This window comes from Pseudomonas sp. GW823-FHT02C02 (assembly GCF_058797635.1).
In genome coordinates this window covers 134,401-152,600 of record NZ_JBXAJV010000009.1, presented here as the reverse complement: position 1 = coordinate 152,600, position 18,200 = coordinate 134,401, and the positions used below count along the sequence as shown (strand labels likewise).

The following is an 18,200-nucleotide window of genomic DNA, read 5'->3' as shown; positions in this document are numbered from 1 at the left end:
GTCGACTGATTGACCGCTATCGCGAGCAGGCTCACTCCTACAGTGGATGGTGTGCATTTCAGGTGCTGTGCCAGGCCCCACCTTTTGAAACTACCGTGACCGAGTCCTGACGATGAACACTGAATTCCGTAAACCGCTGCCTGGCAGCCATCTGGATTACTTCGACGTCCGCGCGGCTGTCGAGGCCATCCAGCCTGGCGCCTACGACACTCTGCCGTACACCTCACGCGTGCTGGCGGAAAACCTGGTACGTCGCTGCGACCCGGCCACGCTCACCGAATCCCTGAAGCAATTCATCGAGCGCAAACGCGACCTCGACTTCCCGTGGTTCCCGGCTCGCGTGGTGTGCCACGACATCCTCGGCCAGACCGCGCTGGTCGACCTCGCCGGCCTGCGTGACGCCATCGCCCTGCAAGGTGGTGACCCGGCGCAAGTGAACCCGGTGGTGCCGACGCAGTTGATCGTCGACCATTCCCTGGCCGTCGAGCGCGGAGGCTTCGACCCGGAGGCGTTCGAGAAGAATCGCGCCATCGAAGACCGTCGCAACGAAGACCGTTTCCACTTCATCAACTGGACCAAAAAGGCCTTCAAGAACGTTGATGTGATTCCACCGGGCAACGGCATCATGCACCAGATCAACCTGGAGAAAATGTCTCCGGTGATCCAGGTACGTGACGGCGTGGCGTTCCCCGACACTTGCGTCGGCACCGACAGCCACACCCCGCACGTCGATGCACTGGGCGTGATCGCCATCGGTGTCGGTGGTCTGGAAGCCGAGAGCGTGATGCTCGGCCGTGCGTCGTGGATGCGTCTGCCGGAAAGCGTCGGCGTTGAGCTGACCGGCAAGCTGCAACCGGGCATCACTGCCACTGACATGGTGCTGGCGTTGACCGAGTTCCTGCGCAAGCAAAAAGTGGTCGGCGCATGGCTGGAATTCTTCGGCGAAGGCGCCGCCGCGCTGACCCTCGGCGACCGCGCCACCATCTCCAACATGGCCCCGGAATACGGCGCAACGGCGGCGATGTTCTACATCGACCAGCAAACCATCGACTACCTCAAACTCACCGGCCGTGAAGACGAGCAGGTGCAATTGGTCGAGAATTACGCCAAGCAAACCGGCCTGTGGGCTGACAGCCTGAAAGGCGCGCAATACGAGCGCGGCCTGACGTTCGACTTGTCCACCGTCGTGCGCAACATGGCCGGCCCGAGCAACCCGCACGCCCGCGTCGCCACCTCGGATCTCGCCGCCCAAGGCATCTCCGGTCAGTGGGACGACGTTCCTGGCCAGATGCCGGATGGCGCGGTGATCATCGCCGCCATCACCAGCTGCACCAACACCAGTAACCCGCGCAACGTGATTGCCGCCGGCCTGCTGGCGCGCAACGCCAACAAGCTCGGCCTGACCCGCAAGCCGTGGGTCAAATCGTCCCTGGCGCCGGGTTCGAAAACCGTGGCGCTGTACCTGGACGAAGCCGGCCTGACGACTGAGCTGGAGCAACTTGGTTTCGGCGTCGTGGCGTTCGCTTGCACCACGTGTAACGGCATGTCCGGCGCGCTGGATCCGGTGATCCAGCAAGAGATCATCGACCGCGACCTGTACGCCACCGCCGTGCTCTCCGGTAACCGCAACTTCGACGGCCGGATTCACCCGTACGCCAAGAACGCGTTCCTTGCTTCGCCGCCGTTGGTGGTCGCTTACGCCATCGCCGGGACCATCCGTTTCGACATCGAAAAAGATGTGCTGGGCCTGGACGCCGAAGGCAAGGAAATCCGCCTGAAAGACATCTGGCCGAGCGACGAAGAAATCGACGCCGTGGTCAAGGCGTCGGTCAAACCGGAGCAGTTCCGTCAGGTCTACATTCCAATGTTCGCCATCCATGAAGACACCGGCCCGAAAGTCACGCCGCTGTACGACTGGCGCGAGATGAGCACTTACATCCGTCGTCCGCCGTACTGGGAAGGCGCGTTGGCCGGCGCACGTCCGCTCAAGGGCATGCGCCCATTGGCGGTGCTGCCGGATAACATCACCACCGATCACCTGTCGCCGTCGAACGCGATCATGCTGGACAGCGCGGCGGGTGAATACCTGGCGAAAATGGGCTTGCCGGAAGAGGACTTCAACTCTTACGCGACTCACCGTGGCGACCACCTGACCGCGCAGCGCGCCACCTTTGCCAACCCGAAACTGTTCAATGAAATGGTTCAGGAAAACGGCAAGGTCAAGCAGGGTTCTCTCGCTCGCGTCGAGCCGGAAGGCAAAGTGATGCGCATGTGGGAAGCCATCGAAACCTACATGGAACGCAAGCAGCCGCTGATCATCATTGCCGGTGCCGATTACGGTCAGGGTTCGTCCCGCGACTGGGCGGCCAAGGGCGTGCGTCTGGCGGGTGTCGAGGCGATTGCCGCTGAAGGTTTCGAGCGCATCCACCGCACCAACCTGGTGGGCATGGGCGTGTTGCCGCTGGAGTTCAAGCCGGGCACCGACCGTCACACACTGGCCATCGACGGCAGCGAAACCTACGACGTGATCGGTGAGCGCACGCCGCGTGCCGAACTGACGCTGGTGATCAACCGCAAGAACGGCGAACGCGTCGAAGTGCCGGTGACCTGCCGCCTCGACACCGCTGAAGAAGTGTCGATCTACGAGGCCGGCGGCGTGTTGCAGCGTTTCGCTCAGGACTTCCTCGAAGAATCGGCGGTTGCCGTTTAACACGATGAGTTCGGGCGGGACCCTGCGGTCCCGCTCGATCCTAAAAGGACCATCATGGCTCACGCACCTCAGATCAAAATCCCCGCCACCTACATGCGCGGCGGCACTAGCAAAGGCGTGTTTTTCAGCCTCAAAGACCTGCCCGAAGCGGCACAGATTCCCGGCCCGGCGCGCGATGCCTTGTTGCTGCGCGTGATCGGCAGCCCCGACCCCTACGACAAGCAAATCGACGGTATGGGCGGCGCGACGTCCAGCACCAGCAAAACCGTGATCCTGTCGAAAAGCACCAAGGCTGATCACGACGTCGATTACCTGTTCGGTCAGGTCTCGATCGACAAGCCTTTCGTCGACTGGAGCGGTAATTGCGGCAACCTGTCGGCAGCGGTCGGTTCGTTCGCCATCAGCAATGGTTTGGTGGACGCCAGCCGCATTCCGCAGAACGGCATCGCCGTGGTGCGCGTATGGCAGGCCAATATCGGCAAGACCATCATCGCCCACGTGCCGATCACTAACGGTGAAGTGCAGGAAACCGGCGATTTCGAACTCGACGGCGTGACCTTTCCCGCCGCTGAAGTGCAGGTCGAATTCATGGACCCTGCCGCGGAAGAAGAGGGTGGCGGCGGTTCGATGTTCCCCACCGGCAATCTGGTGGATGACCTGGAAGTGCCCGGCGTCGGGACCTTCAAGGCAACCATGATCAATGCCGGCATCCCGACGATTTTCGTCAATGCCGAAGACATTGGCTACACCGGCACCGAGTTGCAGGGGGCGATCAATGGCGATCCGAAAGCGCTGCTGATGTTCGAGACGATCCGTGCTTATGGCGCGTTGCGCATGGGCCTGATCAAGGACCTGGACGAAGCGGCCAAGCGTCAGCACACACCTAAGGTGGCCTTTGTGGCAAAGCCGGCGGACTACGTGTCGTCCAGCGGCAAAGCCATTGCGGCAGGGGATGTCGACCTGCTGGTACGTGCGTTGTCGATGGGTAAATTGCACCACGCGATGATGGGCACGGCGGCCGTTGCCATCGGCACGGCGGCGGCGATTACCGGCACCTTGGTCAACCTCGCGGCGGGTGGAATCGAACGCAATGCCGTGCGCTTCGGGCATCCTTCCGGCACCTTGCGGGTGGGCGCTGAAGCTAGCCTGGTGAACGGTGAATGGAAAGTGAACAAGGCCATCATGAGCCGCAGTGCGCGGGTGTTGATGGAAGGTTACGTCCGCGTGCCGGGTGATTCCTTCTAACAACATCTAACGCCTGTAGGAGCCAGGCTTGCCGGCGAAGGCGCCCTCAAGATCGCCTTCGCCGGCAAGCCTGGCTCCTACAGGTCCGATTTCAACAATAAGAATGTTGTAACCCATCGAGATTGATCCCTGAACCGAGGTCCCATCAACGAACCACTTCAAGAGTGAATCGAACATGAGCGCCAACGTCGACCTGAACAACCGCCCCGACTACGACACCGTCCTGCAGGACATTGCCGATTACATCCTCAACTTCAAAATCGAGTCCAAGGAAGCGCTCGACACTGCCCGCAACTGCCTGATCGACACCCTCGGCTGCGGCCTGCTGGCCCTGCGCTTCCCCGAATGCACCAAACACCTGGGCCCTATCGTGGAAGGCACCATCGTCCCGTTCGGTGCACGCGTGCCAGGCACCCCATTCCGGCTCGATCCCGTCAAGGCGGCCTGGGACATCGGCTGCATCGTGCGCTGGCTCGACTACAACGACACCTGGCTCGCCGCCGAATGGGGCCATCCGTCCGATAACCTCGGCGGTATTCTCGCAGTGGCCGATCACCTGTCGCAAAAGCGCCTGGCCAATGGCGATGCGCCGCTGACCGTTCGCGCAGTGCTCGAAGCCATGATCATGGCCCACGAGATTCAAGGCGTGATCGCACTGGAAAACTCCTTCAATCGGGTAGGGCTCGATCACGTCATCCTGGTGAAAGTCGCCTCGACCGCCGTCACCGCCAAACTCATGGGCGCCAATCGCGAGCAGTTGCTGTCAGCGTTGTCCCACGCCTTCGCCGACGGCCAGGCGCTGCGCACGTATCGGCATGCGCCGAATGCCGGGTCGCGCAAGTCCTGGGCGGCGGGCGATGCGTCCAGTCGCGGTGTGCGCCTGGCGGACATGGCGATGCGTGGCGAGATGGGCATTCCCGGCGTGCTGACGGCGAAGCAGTGGGGCTTTTACGATGTATTGTTCAGCCACACCAACAACGATCTGGCGCTCAAGCCCGAAGACAAACGCGCCTTCAGCTTCTCCCGCCCATACGGCACCTACGTGATGGAAAACGTGCTGTTCAAAATCAGTTTCCCCGCTGAATTCCACGCACAAACCGCCTGCGAAGCGGCAGTGACGCTTCATCCACAGGTTAGAAATCGTCTGCATGAGATCGACAAAATCGTCATCACCACCCACGAGTCGGCGATCCGGATCATTTCCAAGGTGGGCCCGCTGGCCAACGCTGCCGACCGCGACCACTGCATTCAGTACATGACGGCGGTGCCGCTGGCTTTCGGCAATTTGGTCGCCGAGCAGTACGAAGACAGTTTCCACGCGGCGCACCCGATCATTGATGTATTGCGCGAGAAAATGGTCATCGTCGAAGACCCGCAGTACACCCGCGAGTACCTGGAGGCGGACAAGCGTTCCATCGCCAACGCGATCCAGGTGTTTTTCAAGGACGGCTCCAGCACCGAGAAGGTCGTGGTGGAATATCCGATCGGGCATCGCCGTCGCCGCACCGATGGCATTCCGTTGCTGGAGGACAAGTTCAAGGCCAACCTGGCGACGCGCTTCACCGCCCAGCGCAGTGCAGAGATTTTTGCGTTGTGCAAGGATCAGGCTGCGCTGGAGGCAACCCCGGTCAATCGCTTCGTCGACCTGTTCGTGATCTGACACGAATTCCTGCAAAAGACAGCGGTGCGGCGATCCGACTTGCCGGCGAAGGCGTACTTGAAGACGCCTTCGCCGGCAGCCTTGGCTCCTGCAGGGGCGGCCGGCGTCAACCCTTGAGCCATTTTTCGACGGGTAATTTGGTGATGGCAAACCCGGTCAGCAACACCGCCGAATACCCCATCAATTCCCGGGTCAGACTGTGCCCCTCATACCACGCGCCAATCACCACCGCGAACACCGGAAAAATAATAAACACGAACGACAGAGTGATCGGACTCAAGCGTTTGAGCAGCAAAAAGTAAACGATAAACCCGCCCACCGAGGCCACAAGTCCCAGATACAGCAAGGCGCCCCACGAGCGCGCAGTGATGTCTTCGAACACCGGAGCCTCAACGCTCAATCCCGCCACAAACAGCATCAAACCGGCCAGGCCGATGGGCAGCGTGTTGTAAGTAATCACACTGATCGCACTGCCTTGCTTCTTGGTGATGACGTAACACAGCGCATGCATGACCGCCGCCGCCAGAATCGCCAGTACCCCGAACAATTCGGCATGGTCCAGGTGCAGCCCCTGGCTGCGGATAATCATGAACAGACTGCCAAAACCGATGGCGATGCCAATCACTTGCGAAGGGTAAATTTTCTGCCGCAGAAACACGGCGGAAAACAGCAGGATGAACACCGGCATGCAGCTGAACAGCAGCGCGGTCAGGCCGGACGACACGTGCATCTCGCCATAGTTGAGCAAGTAATACGGCAGGCTGAAATACGACAGGGTGACGAACACGAAAAACCAGCGGCTTTGCCGGGGAAACAGCAGCGGCTCGCGACGCAGCAGGGCGAAGCTCAAAAACAGCGGAAAGGCAATCAGAAAACGCAGCCCGGCGGCGGTCAGCGGGGGCACACTTTCGACGGCAATCTTGATGCCCAGCCACGTCGTGCCCCAACTCAGGCAAACGATCAGGAACAGCACGCTGGTGACCCCTCCGGCCAGCCACGGTTTTCGGATACTGGAAAAGGCGCTGAGGGCCGTGGACATGATCGTGCTCCTTCGTCGTCGAAATTGACCCGGTTACCAAATAGGTCTATCCCTGATTGAACCTGTTTTCAGCACGCTATTCGGGATGAAAATGACTGTCAAAGTAAGTATTGCCACCGTGTCAATCTTGCGCGAAGGCCTGGCTCAGGGGCGCGGCGTGAAGTACAAGCGCCTCGCCGAAGCCCTGGAAAAGAGTATCGGCGAAGGTTTGATCGAACCCGGCAGCAAGCTGCCACCCCATCGTCTGTTAGCGGACAGCCTGGGAGTGACCATCGGCACCATCAGCCGTGCCTATGGCGAACTGGAACGGGTAGGGTTGGTCGTGGCTCGTGTAGGAGATGGCACCTATGTGCGTCAGCGCGGGATGGAGCGGGTGCGGGATGGCGGCTTTCGCAATGTCAGCGACGACCCACAGCCTTACTTCGATATGAGTCGGAATCAGCCGATTCCGGGGCAGGAAGGCGCTTTTCTGAGTCAAAGCCTGCAGGCCTTGGCCAGCGATCCATACACCTTGCAACTGCTTAGCGGTTATACGGCCGATGCCGGGTTACCGCGCCATCGTGCGGCAGGTGCCCATTGGCTGCGGCATCAGGCCTTCGTACCGAGCGCCGAGCAGGTTATTTGCGTCAATGGCGGCCAGCACGGCTTGCTCTGCGTGTTGATGGCGCTGCTCAAGCCCGGCGACACTCTGGTCACCGAGCAGTTGACTTACCCCGGGCTGATCAGTGTCGCCCGCATGCTCGGCATCAAGCTGATCGGTGTCGGGATGGATGACGAAGGATTGTTGCCCGAGTCTTTGTCGGAGGTTTGCCAGCATCATCGGGTATCGGCGGTGTACTGCACGCCGACCCTCCAGAATCCTACGGCGGCGGTGATGTCCGTCCCACGACGTGAGGCGATTGCCGAGGTCTGTCGCCAACATAATCTGCTGATCATCGAGGACGAAGCCCACGCCGTGCTCGCGCAGCAGCGTCCGTTGCCCTTGAGCCACTTTGCCCCGGAGCGTTCGGTGTTGATCGGCAGTCTGAGCAAAGCGGTTTCGGCGGGTTTACGGGCGGGTTATCTGCATGCGCCGCAACCGTTGATCGGACGTTTGAGCGCGGCGGTGCGCGGGACGTGCTGGATGGCGAGTCCGCTGTCGATGGAGCTGGCGACGGCGTGGATCGAAAACGGTATCGCCGAGCAGTTGCTGGGGCAGCAGATTGCTGAAATCAGTCGCCGCAAGCGTTTGGTCAGCCCAATGTTAGAAGAGGTCGGGTACAAGACTCATCCCCACAGCCCACACTTCTGGATCGAAGTGCCCGAGCCGTGGCGAGCATCGCAGATTGCGGCGGAGCTCAAGCAGAACAATTACCTGGTGGCCACCGCGGAAGCGTTTGCGGTCGGGCATGCCGCAGTGCCGCAATTCATTCGGGCGAGTGTGTGTCATTCAGCGGGGGATGATCGGTTGTTGCTGCAGGGGTTTGAAGCATTGGCGAGGGCATTGGCGGAGACCGTGTAATCGTTTTTCGCGAGCAGGCTCGCTCCCACAGTGGATCTCTGTCGTACACAAACTTTGTGTCCACTGGAGATCAACTGTGGGAGCGAGCCTGCTCGCGAAAGCGCTATAACGGGCGCCGCAGAACTATTTGAACCGCCGCTCCACCCCTTTCTCCACCAGGATTTTCGCCGAAATCTCTTCCACCGAAAAATGCGTGGAATTGATGTTCGGAATGTTCTCCCGGCGGAACAGGTTCTCCACCTCGCGCACTTCAAACTCGCACTGGGCGTAGCTCGAATAGCGGCTGTTGGGCTTGCGCTCGTTGCGGATCGCGGTGAGACGATCCGGGTCGATGGTCAGGCCGAACAGCTTGTGCTGGTGGGCGCGCAGGGCGGTGGGCAGTTGCAGGCGTTCCATGTCGTCTTCGGTCAGCGGGTAGTTGGCCGCGCGGATGCCGAATTGCATCGCCATGTACAGGCACGTCGGTGTCTTACCACAACGCGACACGCCCACTAGGATGAGGTCGGCCTTGTCGTAATAATGCGTGCGCGCGCCGTCGTCATTGTCGAGGGCGAAGTTCACCGCCTCGATCCGCTCCATGTAATTGGAGTTGGTGCCGATGGAGTGGGATTTGCCGACGGTGTAGGAAGAATGCTCGGTCAGTTCCTGTTCAAGCGGCGCCAGGAAGGTCGAGAAAATGTCGATCATGAAACCATTGGACGTGGCGAGGATCTCACGGATGTCCTGATTGACGATGGTGTCAAAGATAATCGGCCGGAAACCGTCGGTTTCGGCGGCTTTGTTGATTTGTTGTACCATGGCCCGCGCTTTATCCACGTTGTCGATGTACGGACGCGTGAATTTGCTGAAGGTAATGTTTTCGAACTGCGCCAGGAGGCTTTGGCCGAGGGTTTCGGCTGTGATGCCGGTGCCGTCGGAAATAAAGAAAGCAGATCGTTTCATTTGCACCTTGGGCCTTAAGCTAGTGACGAATCTTGGATATGATAGGCGCGATTTGCCGGCCGCCAGTGGCCCGCATTCTCACTTATTTTCCAGGTCCAGGCCATACAGCTGGCAAACGCTCCCCCGAGCGCCCGGCTTCTGAGCTTTTCCAACACAGTTAGTGGAGAGATCACCTTGGTAGAGTACGTAGTTTCCCTCGATAAGCTCGGCGTCCATGATGTAGAGCACGTAGGGGGCAAGAACGCATCCCTGGGCGAGATGATCAGTAACCTCGCAGGTGCCGGTGTATCGGTGCCCGGTGGCTTCGCCACGACAGCTCAGGCTTATCGTGATTTTCTGGAACTGAGCGGCCTGAACGATCAGATCCACGCCGCCCTCGACGCCCTGGACGTCGACGATGTCAACGCCCTGGCCAAGACTGGCGCCCAGATCCGTCAATGGATCATGGAAGCCGAATTCCCCGAGAAACTCAACGCCGAGATCCGCACTGCGTTCGCCACGCTGTCGGCCGGCAACCCTGACATGGCCGTGGCCGTGCGTTCTTCCGCTACCGCCGAAGACCTGCCGGACGCTTCCTTCGCCGGTCAGCAGGAAACCTTCCTGAACATCCGTGGTGTCGAAAACGTTATTCGCGCCGCCAAAGAGGTGTTCGCCTCCCTGTTCAACGACCGCGCGATTTCCTACCGCGTCCACCAGGGCTTCGACCACAAACTGGTTGCCCTGTCGGCTGGCGTGCAGCGCATGGTCCGCTCCGAAACCGGCACCGCCGGCGTGATGTTCACCCTCGATACCGAATCGGGCTTCCGTGACGTGGTGTTCATCACCGGCGCCTACGGCCTGGGTGAAACCGTCGTACAAGGCGCGGTGAACCCGGATGAGTTCTATGTCCACAAAGGCACGCTGGCCGCCGGTCGTCCGGCCATCCTGCGTCGCAACCTGGGCAGCAAGGCCATCAAGATGATCTACGGCGAAGTCGCCACGGCCGGCAAGTCGGTCAAGACTATCGACGTGGACAAGGCTGATCGCGCCCGTTTCTGCCTGACCGACGCTGAAGTCAGCGAACTGGCCAAGCAAGCGATGATCATCGAGAAGCACTACAAGTGCCCGATGGACATCGAATGGGCCAAAGACGGCGACGACGGTAAGCTCTACATCGTTCAGGCCCGTCCTGAAACCGTGAAGAGCCGCACTCAGGCCAACGTCATGGAACGTTACCTGTTGAAAGAAACCGGCACCGTGCTGGTTGAAGGTCGCGCCATCGGCCAGCGCATCGGCGCCGGCAAGGTCCGCATCATCAAGGACGTGTCCGAGATGGACAAGGTCCAGCCAGGCGACGTTCTGGTCTCCGACATGACCGACCCGGACTGGGAACCGGTCATGAAGCGCGCCAGCGCCATCGTCACCAATCGTGGCGGCCGTACTTGCCACGCGGCGATCATCGCACGCGAGCTGGGCATCCCGGCCGTGGTCGGTTGCGGCAACGCCACCCAGCTGTTGCAAGACGGCCAGGGCGTGACTGTTTCCTGCGCTGAAGGCGACACCGGTTACATCTTCGAAGGCGAACTGGGCTTCGACATCAAGAAAAACTCCGTCGATGCCATGCCTGATCTGCCGTTCAAGATCATGATGAACGTCGGTAACCCGGACCGTGCATTCGACTTCGCGCAACTGCCGAACGCCGGTGTGGGTCTGGCCCGTCTGGAATTCATCATCAACCGCATGATCGGCGTGCACCCCAAGGCGCTGCTGAACTACGCCGGGCTGCCGCAGGACATCAAGGACAGCGTCGACAAGCGCATTGCCGGTTACGACGATCCGGTCGGTTTCTATGTCGAGAAACTGGTTGAAGGCATCAGCACTCTGGCCGCTGCGTTCACGCCGAAAAAGGTCATCGTGCGTCTGTCGGACTTCAAGTCCAACGAATACGCCAACCTGATCGGCGGCAAGCTCTACGAGCCGGAAGAAGAAAACCCGATGCTGGGTTTCCGTGGCGCCTCGCGTTACATAAGCGAATCGTTCCGCGACTGCTTCGAACTCGAATGCCGTGCCCTCAAGCGCGTGCGCAACGAGATGGGCCTGACCAACGTCGAAATCATGGTGCCCTTCGTCCGTACCCTCGGCGAAGCCAGCCAGGTCATCGATCTGTTGGCGGAGAACGGTCTGAAGCGTGGCGAAAATGGTCTGCGCATCATCATGATGTGCGAGCTGCCGTCCAACGCCATCCTCGCTGAAGAGTTCCTCGAGTTCTTCGACGGCTTCTCCATCGGCTCCAACGACCTGACCCAGCTGACCCTGGGCCTGGACCGTGACTCCGGGATCATCGCGCACCTGTTCGACGAGCGTAATCCGGCGGTCAAGAAGCTGCTGGCCAACGCGATTCAGGCCTGCAACAAGGCTGGCAAGTACATCGGCATTTGCGGTCAGGGCCCTTCGGACCACCCTGATCTGGCCAAGTGGCTGATGGAGCAGGGCATCGAAAGCGTTTCGCTGAACCCCGATTCCGTGCTGGAAACCTGGTTCTTCCTGGCTGAAGGTCAGGCTTCGGCTTGATGGTGTGAGTGAAGCCCCGGCCGCTTTAGTGGCTGGGGCTTTAAGATTCAAGTAGGGCGGGCTCCTCTGGAAGCCGCCCTTTTTTGTGCAAGAGCATTATGCAAAGCAGCAGCAACCTATTTCCTGTCGCCCTGATCAGCGCCGAGCGTCGCGGCGATCTGAGCGAAGATGTCTATCGTTTGAAACCTGGCAACAGCCCTGACGGCACCGTCGAACTGGCTGTGACGCGTCTTGGCATGGCTGATGAATCGTCCGTGCGTGGCGTGCCGGTGATTTTGTTGCACGGCAGCTTTTCCAATCGCCGGTTCTGGTTCTCGCCGAAAGGACTTGGGCTGGGCGCTTACCTGACGCGTCTGGGATTCGATGTCTGGATTCCCGAAATGCGCGGTCACGGCCTGTCCCAGCGTAATCAGAACTACCGCAAGAACCGTGTTGCCGACTACGCCCGTTACGATCTGCCGGCCATTGGCGCGTTCGTGCGCGAGCAGAGCGGTCAGGTCCCGCACTGGATCGGTCACTCGCTGGGCGGCATCACATTGGCGGCGGCACTGGGTGGGGAATACATCGGCGAGCCTGTCGTGGCGTCGGCGGCGTTCTTCGGCACGCAGGTCAGTCGCACCTACTGGCCGTTGAAAATTCCACCGGTGGAGTGGAGCGGGCGCTTCATTCTCAAGCGTTTCGCCCAACTGTCCGGTTCGCGGCTCAAGCGTGGCCCGGAGGACGAGCCGATTGGCCTGGCCCTGGAAAGCATGCGCTGGTATGGCCTGTTCGGGCGCTTCGGCGATGCGCAGAAGGACTGGTGGGCGGGATTGGCCGACGTTCAAATACCGGTGCTGGCCGTGAGTGCCGCTGGCGATCACCAGGATCCGGCATGGGCGTGCCGCAAGTTGTTCGATCAAATGGGTTCCGAACACAAGCAATTCATCAACCTTGGCCGCGAGCAGGGCTTTGGCGATAATTTCGGTCACGTGGAAATGCTCGTCAGCAAAGCCGCCCAAACCGAAGTCTGGCCGTTGGTAGCGCGCTGGCTGGCTGATCAGCAAACGCCTTTACTGGGAGAAAAGCCGGATTTGACCACGGCAATCTGAGCCTGATGCTCTAACAAGGGCATTTCGCTCTGTTCGGCTTGAGGCTAAGATATGACGCATTGAGCTGTTCCGGTCACTTTGCGACACACTCGATTGTCTTCCTCTCTACAGGAGTTTCTCGATGAACCATTACCTCACGCCTGACCTGTGCGACGCCTACCCGGAGCTGGTGCAGGTGCTGGAACCGATGTTCAGCAATTTCGGCGGCCGTGATTCTTTCGGCGGCGAAATCGTGACCATCAAGTGCTTCGAAGACAACTCGCTGGTCAAGGAACAAGCCGAGCTCAAGGGCAATGGCAAGGTGCTGGTGGTCGACGGTGGCGGTTCCCTGCGTCGTGCCCTGCTGGGCGACATGATCGCCGAGAAAGCCGCGAACAACGGCTGGGAAGGGCTGGTGATCTATGGTTGCATCCGTGACGTCGACGTCATTGCGCAAACCGACCTGGGGGTTCAGGCACTGGCGAGCCATCCCATGAAGACCGATAAGCGTGGTATCGGCGATCTCAACGTGGCGGTGACCTTTGCGGGCGTGACCTTCCATCCAGGCCATTACATCTACGCGGACAACAACGGCGTGATCATCTCGCCAAGCCCGCTGAAGATGCCTGAATAAAGCGCAAGACCAACAAAGGGGTGAGGATGTTCGAGGAAGAAAACGCGCAGTGGGGGCTGGTGCATGCCCTGGTGCTGGATGGTAAAGGCGGTGCGCGTTCGATAGCCCGGACTGAACTCGATGACTTGCAGCTACAGGCCCATGAAAGCCTGTGGCTGCACTGGGATCGCAGTCACCCGCAAACCCAGACCTGGCTGCGCAAATCCAGCGGTCTGAGTGAATTCAGCTGTGACCTGCTGCTCGAAGAGAACACCCGTCCGCGCCTTCTGCCGCTGCCGGACTCCGAACTGCTGCTGTTTCTGCGCGGGGTCAACCTGAACCCGGGCGCAGAACCGGAAGACATGGTCTCGGTGCGTATCTTCGCCTCAGCCCAGCGTGTGATTTCCCTTCGCCTGCGTCCATTGCGCGCCACTGATGAGTTGCTGGTGACGCTGGCCGAAGGCAAAGGGCCGAGAACCGCCTCCGAACTCATCCTTTATATGGCTCAGTACCTCACCCACAAGGTGCAGGATCTGGTCAGTTGCCTCTCGGAAGTGGTCGATGAGGAAGAAGAAAAGCTGGATGCCGACGAACGGTATACACCCGAGCACGGCGCCATTTTGCAGATCCGTCGACGGGCTGCTGCACTGAAACGTTTCCTTGCTCCGCAGCGGGAAATTTTCGGACAGCTGACGCGGATAAAACTGCCCTGGTTCGTCGAAGACGATGGCGATTACTGGAACGAATTGAACAACAGCCTGACCCGATATCTTGAGGAGCTGGAATTGACCCGGGAGCGGGTGGGGCTGGTCCTCGAGGCTGAAGACCGACGTTTGAGCGTGCGCATGAATCGCACGATGTACCGCTTCGGGATCATCACCGGGATCTTTTTGCCGATGAGTTTTCTGACCGGTCTTCTGGGCATCAACGTCGGTGGAATTCCATTCTCCGCCAGCCCTTATGGGTTCCTGATCGCGTGCCTGATGATGGTTTCGGTAGCGCTCGGACAGTGGTGGTTATTTAGACGTTTGCGCTGGGTGTGACGATGAGCCATGTGACCCGGGCAAATTTGACCGCGTCTTTCACAGACATCACGAGAGGTGCGTATGCACGATCCGTTTGAACAGTCTTTGCGCGACATGCTGAACGCCTCGCCGTCCACCCGTGACGACGATGCGTGCCTTGGGCGTGTCCTGAAAACCGCCAACCGCCAAGTCGGCGCTGGCGATCTGTTCAGCCTGCTGGGCCGCTGGTTGCCCGCGCTGATGATTGCCCTCAATAACGGCTCGGCCCACGTCTCGCCGGTATCCCGCCACCGTAAACCTACCGTTCGCACCGCTGATAAGGCTGATTGAATATGGAACTTGATCTCTGGACACAGAGCCTCGTCACTGCAATGACTGCGTTATGGACCAAGGTGGCCAATTTCATCCCGAACCTGTTCGGCGCGCTGGTTGTGCTGCTGTTGGGTTTCGTCGTTGCGAAACTTTTGGATACTTTGCTGTCGAAGTTGCTCGCCAAGCTGGGCCTTGATCGCCTGATGGGCGGCACCGGTCTGACCAAATTGCTGTCCCGGGCCGGCTTGCAAGTGCCGATCTCGACCCTGATCGGAAAGATTGTCTATTGGTTCGTTCTGCTGATTTTTCTGGTTTCTGCCGCAGAGTCCCTTGGACTTGAGCGAGTTTCGGCTACGCTTGACATGCTTGCGCTGTATTTGCCAAAAGTATTTGGCGCCGCGCTGGTGCTGCTGGTGGGTGTTTTGCTGGCGCAACTGGCCAATGGGCTGGTGCGTGGTGCCGCAGAGGGCGTAGGGCTGGATTACGCTGCGGGCCTGGGGCGAATTGCCCAGGGGCTGGTAATTATCATCAGTATTTCGGTCGCGATCAGCCAGTTGGAGGTCAAGACTGACCTGCTCAACCACGTGATTGTGATCGTTTTGATTACCGTTGGTCTGGCAGTTGCGCTGGCCATGGGGTTGGGAAGCCGGGAAATTGCCGGTCAGATTCTTGCGGGAATCTATGTGCGTGAGTTGTATCAGGTTGGGCAACAAGTGCGTGTTGGCGAGGTCGAAGGTCAGATCGAAGAGATCGGCACGGTTAAAACCACATTGCTGACCGATGAGGGTGAGCTAGTCTCTCTCTCCAATCGGATCCTCCTGGAGCAGCATGTGAGTAGCCGCTAACCCGGCAAACCCTGCTAATGTATGCCGCCGCAAAGTGCCCTGTAAGGGCTGCGGCGGACATTGACCTGACTGTCGGCCCGACTTGTTTTGAATAAAGCTCAATCGCTCTCCACGCGCTACGACCCCCGCGAGCTCTCTGATGAGGAGTTGGTCGCGCGCTCGCATACCGAGCTGTTTCACGTAACACGCGCCTATGAAGAACTGATGCGGCGTTACCAACGAACATTATTTAACGTCTGCGCACGATATCTGGGGAACGATCGCGACGCGGACGATGTCTGTCAGGAAGTGATGTTGAAGGTGTTGTATGGCCTGAAGAACTTCGAGGGAAAATCGAAGTTCAAAACGTGGCTCTACAGCATCACGTACAACGAATGCATCACACAGTATCGGAAGGAACGGCGAAAGCGTCGCTTGATGGACGCTTTGAGTCTGGACCCCCTCGAGGAAGCGTCTGAAGAAAAGACGCCGAAACCCGAGGATAAGGGTGGACTTGATCGCTGGCTGGTGTATGTGAACCCGATTGACCGTGAAATTCTGGTGCTACGATTTGTCGCAGAGCTGGAGTTTCAGGAGATCGCAGACATCATGCACATGGGTTTGAGTGCAACAAAAATGCGGTACAAACGCGCTCTAGACAAATTGCGTGAGAAATTTGCAGGCATTGCTGAAACTTAGTTCGGCGCAAATATCTCTTACGTGTAGGCAAGTTCTGATAGACTTGCCGCCGAGTTGTCCCCCGGTTTGCGGGACTGCTTCACAATCACCAGATGGGGATTTAACGGATGAAACTGAAAAACACCTTGGGCTTGGCCATTGGTTCTTTGATTGCCGCCACTTCGTTCGGCGCTCTGGCACAAGGCCAAGGCGCAGTTGAAATCGAAGGCTTCGCTAAGAAAGAACAATTCGACAGCGCTCGTAACTTCAAGAACAACGGCAACCTGTTCGGCGGCTCGATCGGTTACTTCTTGACCGACGACGTTGAACTGCGTCTGGGCTACGACGAAGTGCACAACGTTCGTTCCGACGACGGTCGTAACATCAAGGGCGCTAACACCGCTCTGGACGCTCTGTACCACTTCAACAACCCAGGTGACATGCTGCGTCCTTACGTCTCTGCCGGTTTCTCGGACCAGAGCATTGGTCAGAATGGCAGCAACGGTCGTAACCGTTCCACCTTCGCCAACGTTGGCGGCGGTGCCAAGCTGTACTTCACTGACAACTTCTATGCCCGTGCTGGCGTTGAAGCTCAGTACAACATCGACCAAGGCGACACCGAGTGGGCTCCAAGCGTCGGTATCGGTGTGAACTTCGGTGGCGGCTCCAAGCCTGCTGCTGCTCCAGTTCCAGCACCAGCTGAAGTCTGCTCCGACAGCGACAACGATGGCGTTTGCGACAACGTTGACAAGTGCCCGGACACCCCAGCCAACGTAACTGTTGACGCTGATGGCTGCCCAGCAGTTGCTGAAGTTGTTCGTGTTGAACTGGACGTGAAATTCGACTTCGACAAGTCGGTAGTCAAGCCTAACAGCTACGGCGACATCAAAAACCTCGCTGATTTCATGAAACAGTACCCATCCACCACCACTACTGTTGAAGGTCACACTGACTCCGTCGGTCCTGACGCTTACAACCAGAAACTGTCCGAGCGTCGTGCAAACGCCGTTAAGCAAGTTCTGACCAACCAGTACGGTGTTGAATCGACCCGCGTTCAGTCTGTTGGCTACGGCGAATCCCGCCCAGTTGCTGACAACAAAACTGAAGCTGGCCGCGCTGTAAACCGTCGCGTAGAAGCGCAGGTTGAAGCTCAAGCTAAGTAATTAGCCCGCAGCTCTGAGAAAAGCCCGGCTTAGGCCGGGCTTTTCTTTGTCTGCGATTTGGTGAGGGGCGAGCCGTCAGGCGCGTTGATATCCAGCATTGATGTCGACGGACAAGTCCGCTTCGCTAGCAGACTCGTTCCCACAGTAAAGCGCAGAGCGGGCTGCTACCGCGCCAATGACCAGGATCGCCGGGCTTTTCAATTCGAATGCTGAGGCATCCTGTTCCATGGCCGTCAAATTGCTCCGACATTCCCGTTGGTGCGCCAGGGACGCGTTTTCAATCATCGCCACCGGCATATCCGCCGCCATCCCCCCGGCCAGCAGCTGCTCGCGGATCTCGCTCAGCTTCGCCACGCCCATATAAATCACCAGCGTCGTGCCGCCCTGGGCCAGGGCCTGCCAGTTCAGGCTGCTGCCGTCCTGAGTGTGGGCGGTGACCAGCGTCACGCCACGGGCAACGCCTCTGAGGGTCAGCGGAATATCGCATTGCGTCGCACCCGCCAGCCCGGCAGTGATGCCATTGACCAGTTCGACTTCAACGCCGTGCTCGCGCAACCACTGTGCCTCTTCACCGCCGCGACCGAAGATGCACGGATCGCCGCCCTTGAGCCGTACCACGCATTTGCCGTGGCGGGCATAACGCAGCATCAGGCGATGAATGAAGGCTTGAGGCGTGGAACGACAGCCGCCGCGTTTGCCCACAGGAATGATCCGCGCGCCGGGGCAATGCTCCAGCACCGCGTCATTGACCAGATCGTCGATCAGCACAACATCTGCTTCTCTCAACGCCCGAACAGCCTTGAGGGTCAGCAATTCAGGGTCGCCGGGACCTGCACCCACCAGCCAGACTTTTGCGCTCATCGTATTTTCC

15 protein-coding genes are annotated in these 18,200 nt (G+C 59.3%); 12 read left to right on the top strand and 3 right to left on the bottom strand.

Translation table 11 applies throughout. The features are described 5' to 3' along the window. The first annotated feature begins 112 nt into the window (after nt 1-112). From acnD to prpD, 3 genes are all read left to right on the top strand, one after another. The gene (gene acnD / locus AC1ROI_RS17940) at nt 113-2,710 is read left to right on the top strand and encodes a Fe/S-dependent 2-methylisocitrate dehydratase AcnD (protein WP_010456544.1); all 2,598 of its coding nucleotides are present in this window, start codon (nt 113-115) and stop codon (nt 2,708-2,710) included. 54 nt (nt 2,711-2,764) lie between these two features. Then, nucleotides 2,765-3,955 carry a 2-methylaconitate cis-trans isomerase PrpF gene (prpF, locus tag AC1ROI_RS17935; protein WP_010456542.1) on the top strand — a complete coding sequence of 397 codons (1,191 nt, stop codon included), beginning with the start codon at nt 2,765-2,767 and terminating at the stop codon, nt 3,953-3,955. 175 nt (nt 3,956-4,130) lie between these two features. Then, nucleotides 4,131-5,615 (top strand): 2-methylcitrate dehydratase, encoded by a 1,485-nt coding sequence (prpD, locus tag AC1ROI_RS17930; protein WP_102594103.1) that lies wholly within the window; start codon nt 4,131-4,133, stop codon nt 5,613-5,615. A 106-nt stretch (nt 5,616-5,721) separates the two neighbouring features. Here the strand turns inward: prpD and AC1ROI_RS17925 are convergent, their stop codons facing one another. Continuing rightward, on the bottom strand, nt 5,722-6,609 hold the full coding sequence (locus AC1ROI_RS17925) for a DMT family transporter (protein ID WP_172962147.1): 888 nt from the start codon (nt 6,607-6,609) through the stop codon (nt 5,722-5,724). A gap of 136 nt (nt 6,610-6,745) precedes the next feature. Between AC1ROI_RS17925 and AC1ROI_RS17920 the strand changes: the two genes are divergently transcribed. Continuing rightward, the gene (locus AC1ROI_RS17920) at nt 6,746-8,155 is read left to right on the top strand and encodes an aminotransferase-like domain-containing protein (protein WP_102594104.1); all 1,410 of its coding nucleotides are present in this window, start codon (nt 6,746-6,748) and stop codon (nt 8,153-8,155) included. Between the two features lie 123 nt (nt 8,156-8,278). On the opposite strand, the gene ppsR is transcribed toward AC1ROI_RS17920, so the two are convergent. Next, nucleotides 8,279-9,097: a posphoenolpyruvate synthetase regulatory kinase/phosphorylase PpsR gene (gene ppsR / locus AC1ROI_RS17915; protein ID WP_077748193.1), complete on the bottom strand. Its 819-nt coding sequence runs from the start codon at nt 9,095-9,097 to the stop codon at nt 8,279-8,281. A 174-nt stretch (nt 9,098-9,271) separates the two neighbouring features. Between ppsR and ppsA the strand changes: the two genes are divergently transcribed. The 8 genes from ppsA to AC1ROI_RS17875 all read left to right on the top strand — a co-directional run bounded on the left by ppsA (nt 9,272) and on the right by AC1ROI_RS17875 (nt 17,329). After that, the gene (gene ppsA / locus AC1ROI_RS17910) at nt 9,272-11,647 is read left to right on the top strand and encodes a phosphoenolpyruvate synthase (RefSeq protein WP_010456532.1); all 2,376 of its coding nucleotides are present in this window, start codon (nt 9,272-9,274) and stop codon (nt 11,645-11,647) included. Between the two features lie 98 nt (nt 11,648-11,745). After that, nucleotides 11,746-12,735: an alpha/beta fold hydrolase gene (locus AC1ROI_RS17905; protein ID WP_102594101.1), complete on the top strand. Its 990-nt coding sequence runs from the start codon at nt 11,746-11,748 to the stop codon at nt 12,733-12,735. A gap of 121 nt (nt 12,736-12,856) precedes the next feature. Beyond that, entirely contained in the window at nt 12,857-13,348 is a 492-nt protein-coding gene (gene rraA / locus AC1ROI_RS17900) for a ribonuclease E activity regulator RraA (RefSeq protein WP_010456528.1), read from the top strand. A gap of 26 nt (nt 13,349-13,374) precedes the next feature. Continuing rightward, nucleotides 13,375-14,370: a zinc transporter ZntB gene (locus AC1ROI_RS17895; RefSeq protein WP_010456526.1), complete on the top strand. Its 996-nt coding sequence runs from the start codon at nt 13,375-13,377 to the stop codon at nt 14,368-14,370. Nucleotides 14,371-14,433: 63 nt separating this feature from the next. Beyond that, the gene (locus AC1ROI_RS17890) at nt 14,434-14,682 is read left to right on the top strand and encodes a hypothetical protein (protein WP_007944521.1); all 249 of its coding nucleotides are present in this window, start codon (nt 14,434-14,436) and stop codon (nt 14,680-14,682) included. Nucleotides 14,683-14,684: 2 nt separating this feature from the next. Further along, nucleotides 14,685-15,509: a mechanosensitive ion channel family protein gene (locus AC1ROI_RS17885; protein ID WP_008027407.1), complete on the top strand. Its 825-nt coding sequence runs from the start codon at nt 14,685-14,687 to the stop codon at nt 15,507-15,509. An 87-nt stretch (nt 15,510-15,596) separates the two neighbouring features. Then, nucleotides 15,597-16,187 carry an RNA polymerase sigma factor SigX gene (gene sigX, locus AC1ROI_RS17880; RefSeq protein WP_010456518.1) on the top strand — a complete coding sequence of 197 codons (591 nt, stop codon included), beginning with the start codon at nt 15,597-15,599 and terminating at the stop codon, nt 16,185-16,187. Nucleotides 16,188-16,294: 107 nt separating this feature from the next. After that, complete coding sequence (locus AC1ROI_RS17875) at nt 16,295-17,329, top strand: OmpA family protein (protein ID WP_102594100.1); 1,035 nt, start codon at nt 16,295-16,297, stop codon at nt 17,327-17,329. Nucleotides 17,330-17,404: 75 nt separating this feature from the next. On the opposite strand, the gene cobA is transcribed toward AC1ROI_RS17875, so the two are convergent. Continuing rightward, complete coding sequence (gene cobA / locus AC1ROI_RS17870) at nt 17,405-18,190, bottom strand: uroporphyrinogen-III C-methyltransferase (protein WP_010456514.1); 786 nt, start codon at nt 18,188-18,190, stop codon at nt 17,405-17,407. Between the last annotated feature and the right edge of the window lie 10 nt (nt 18,191-18,200).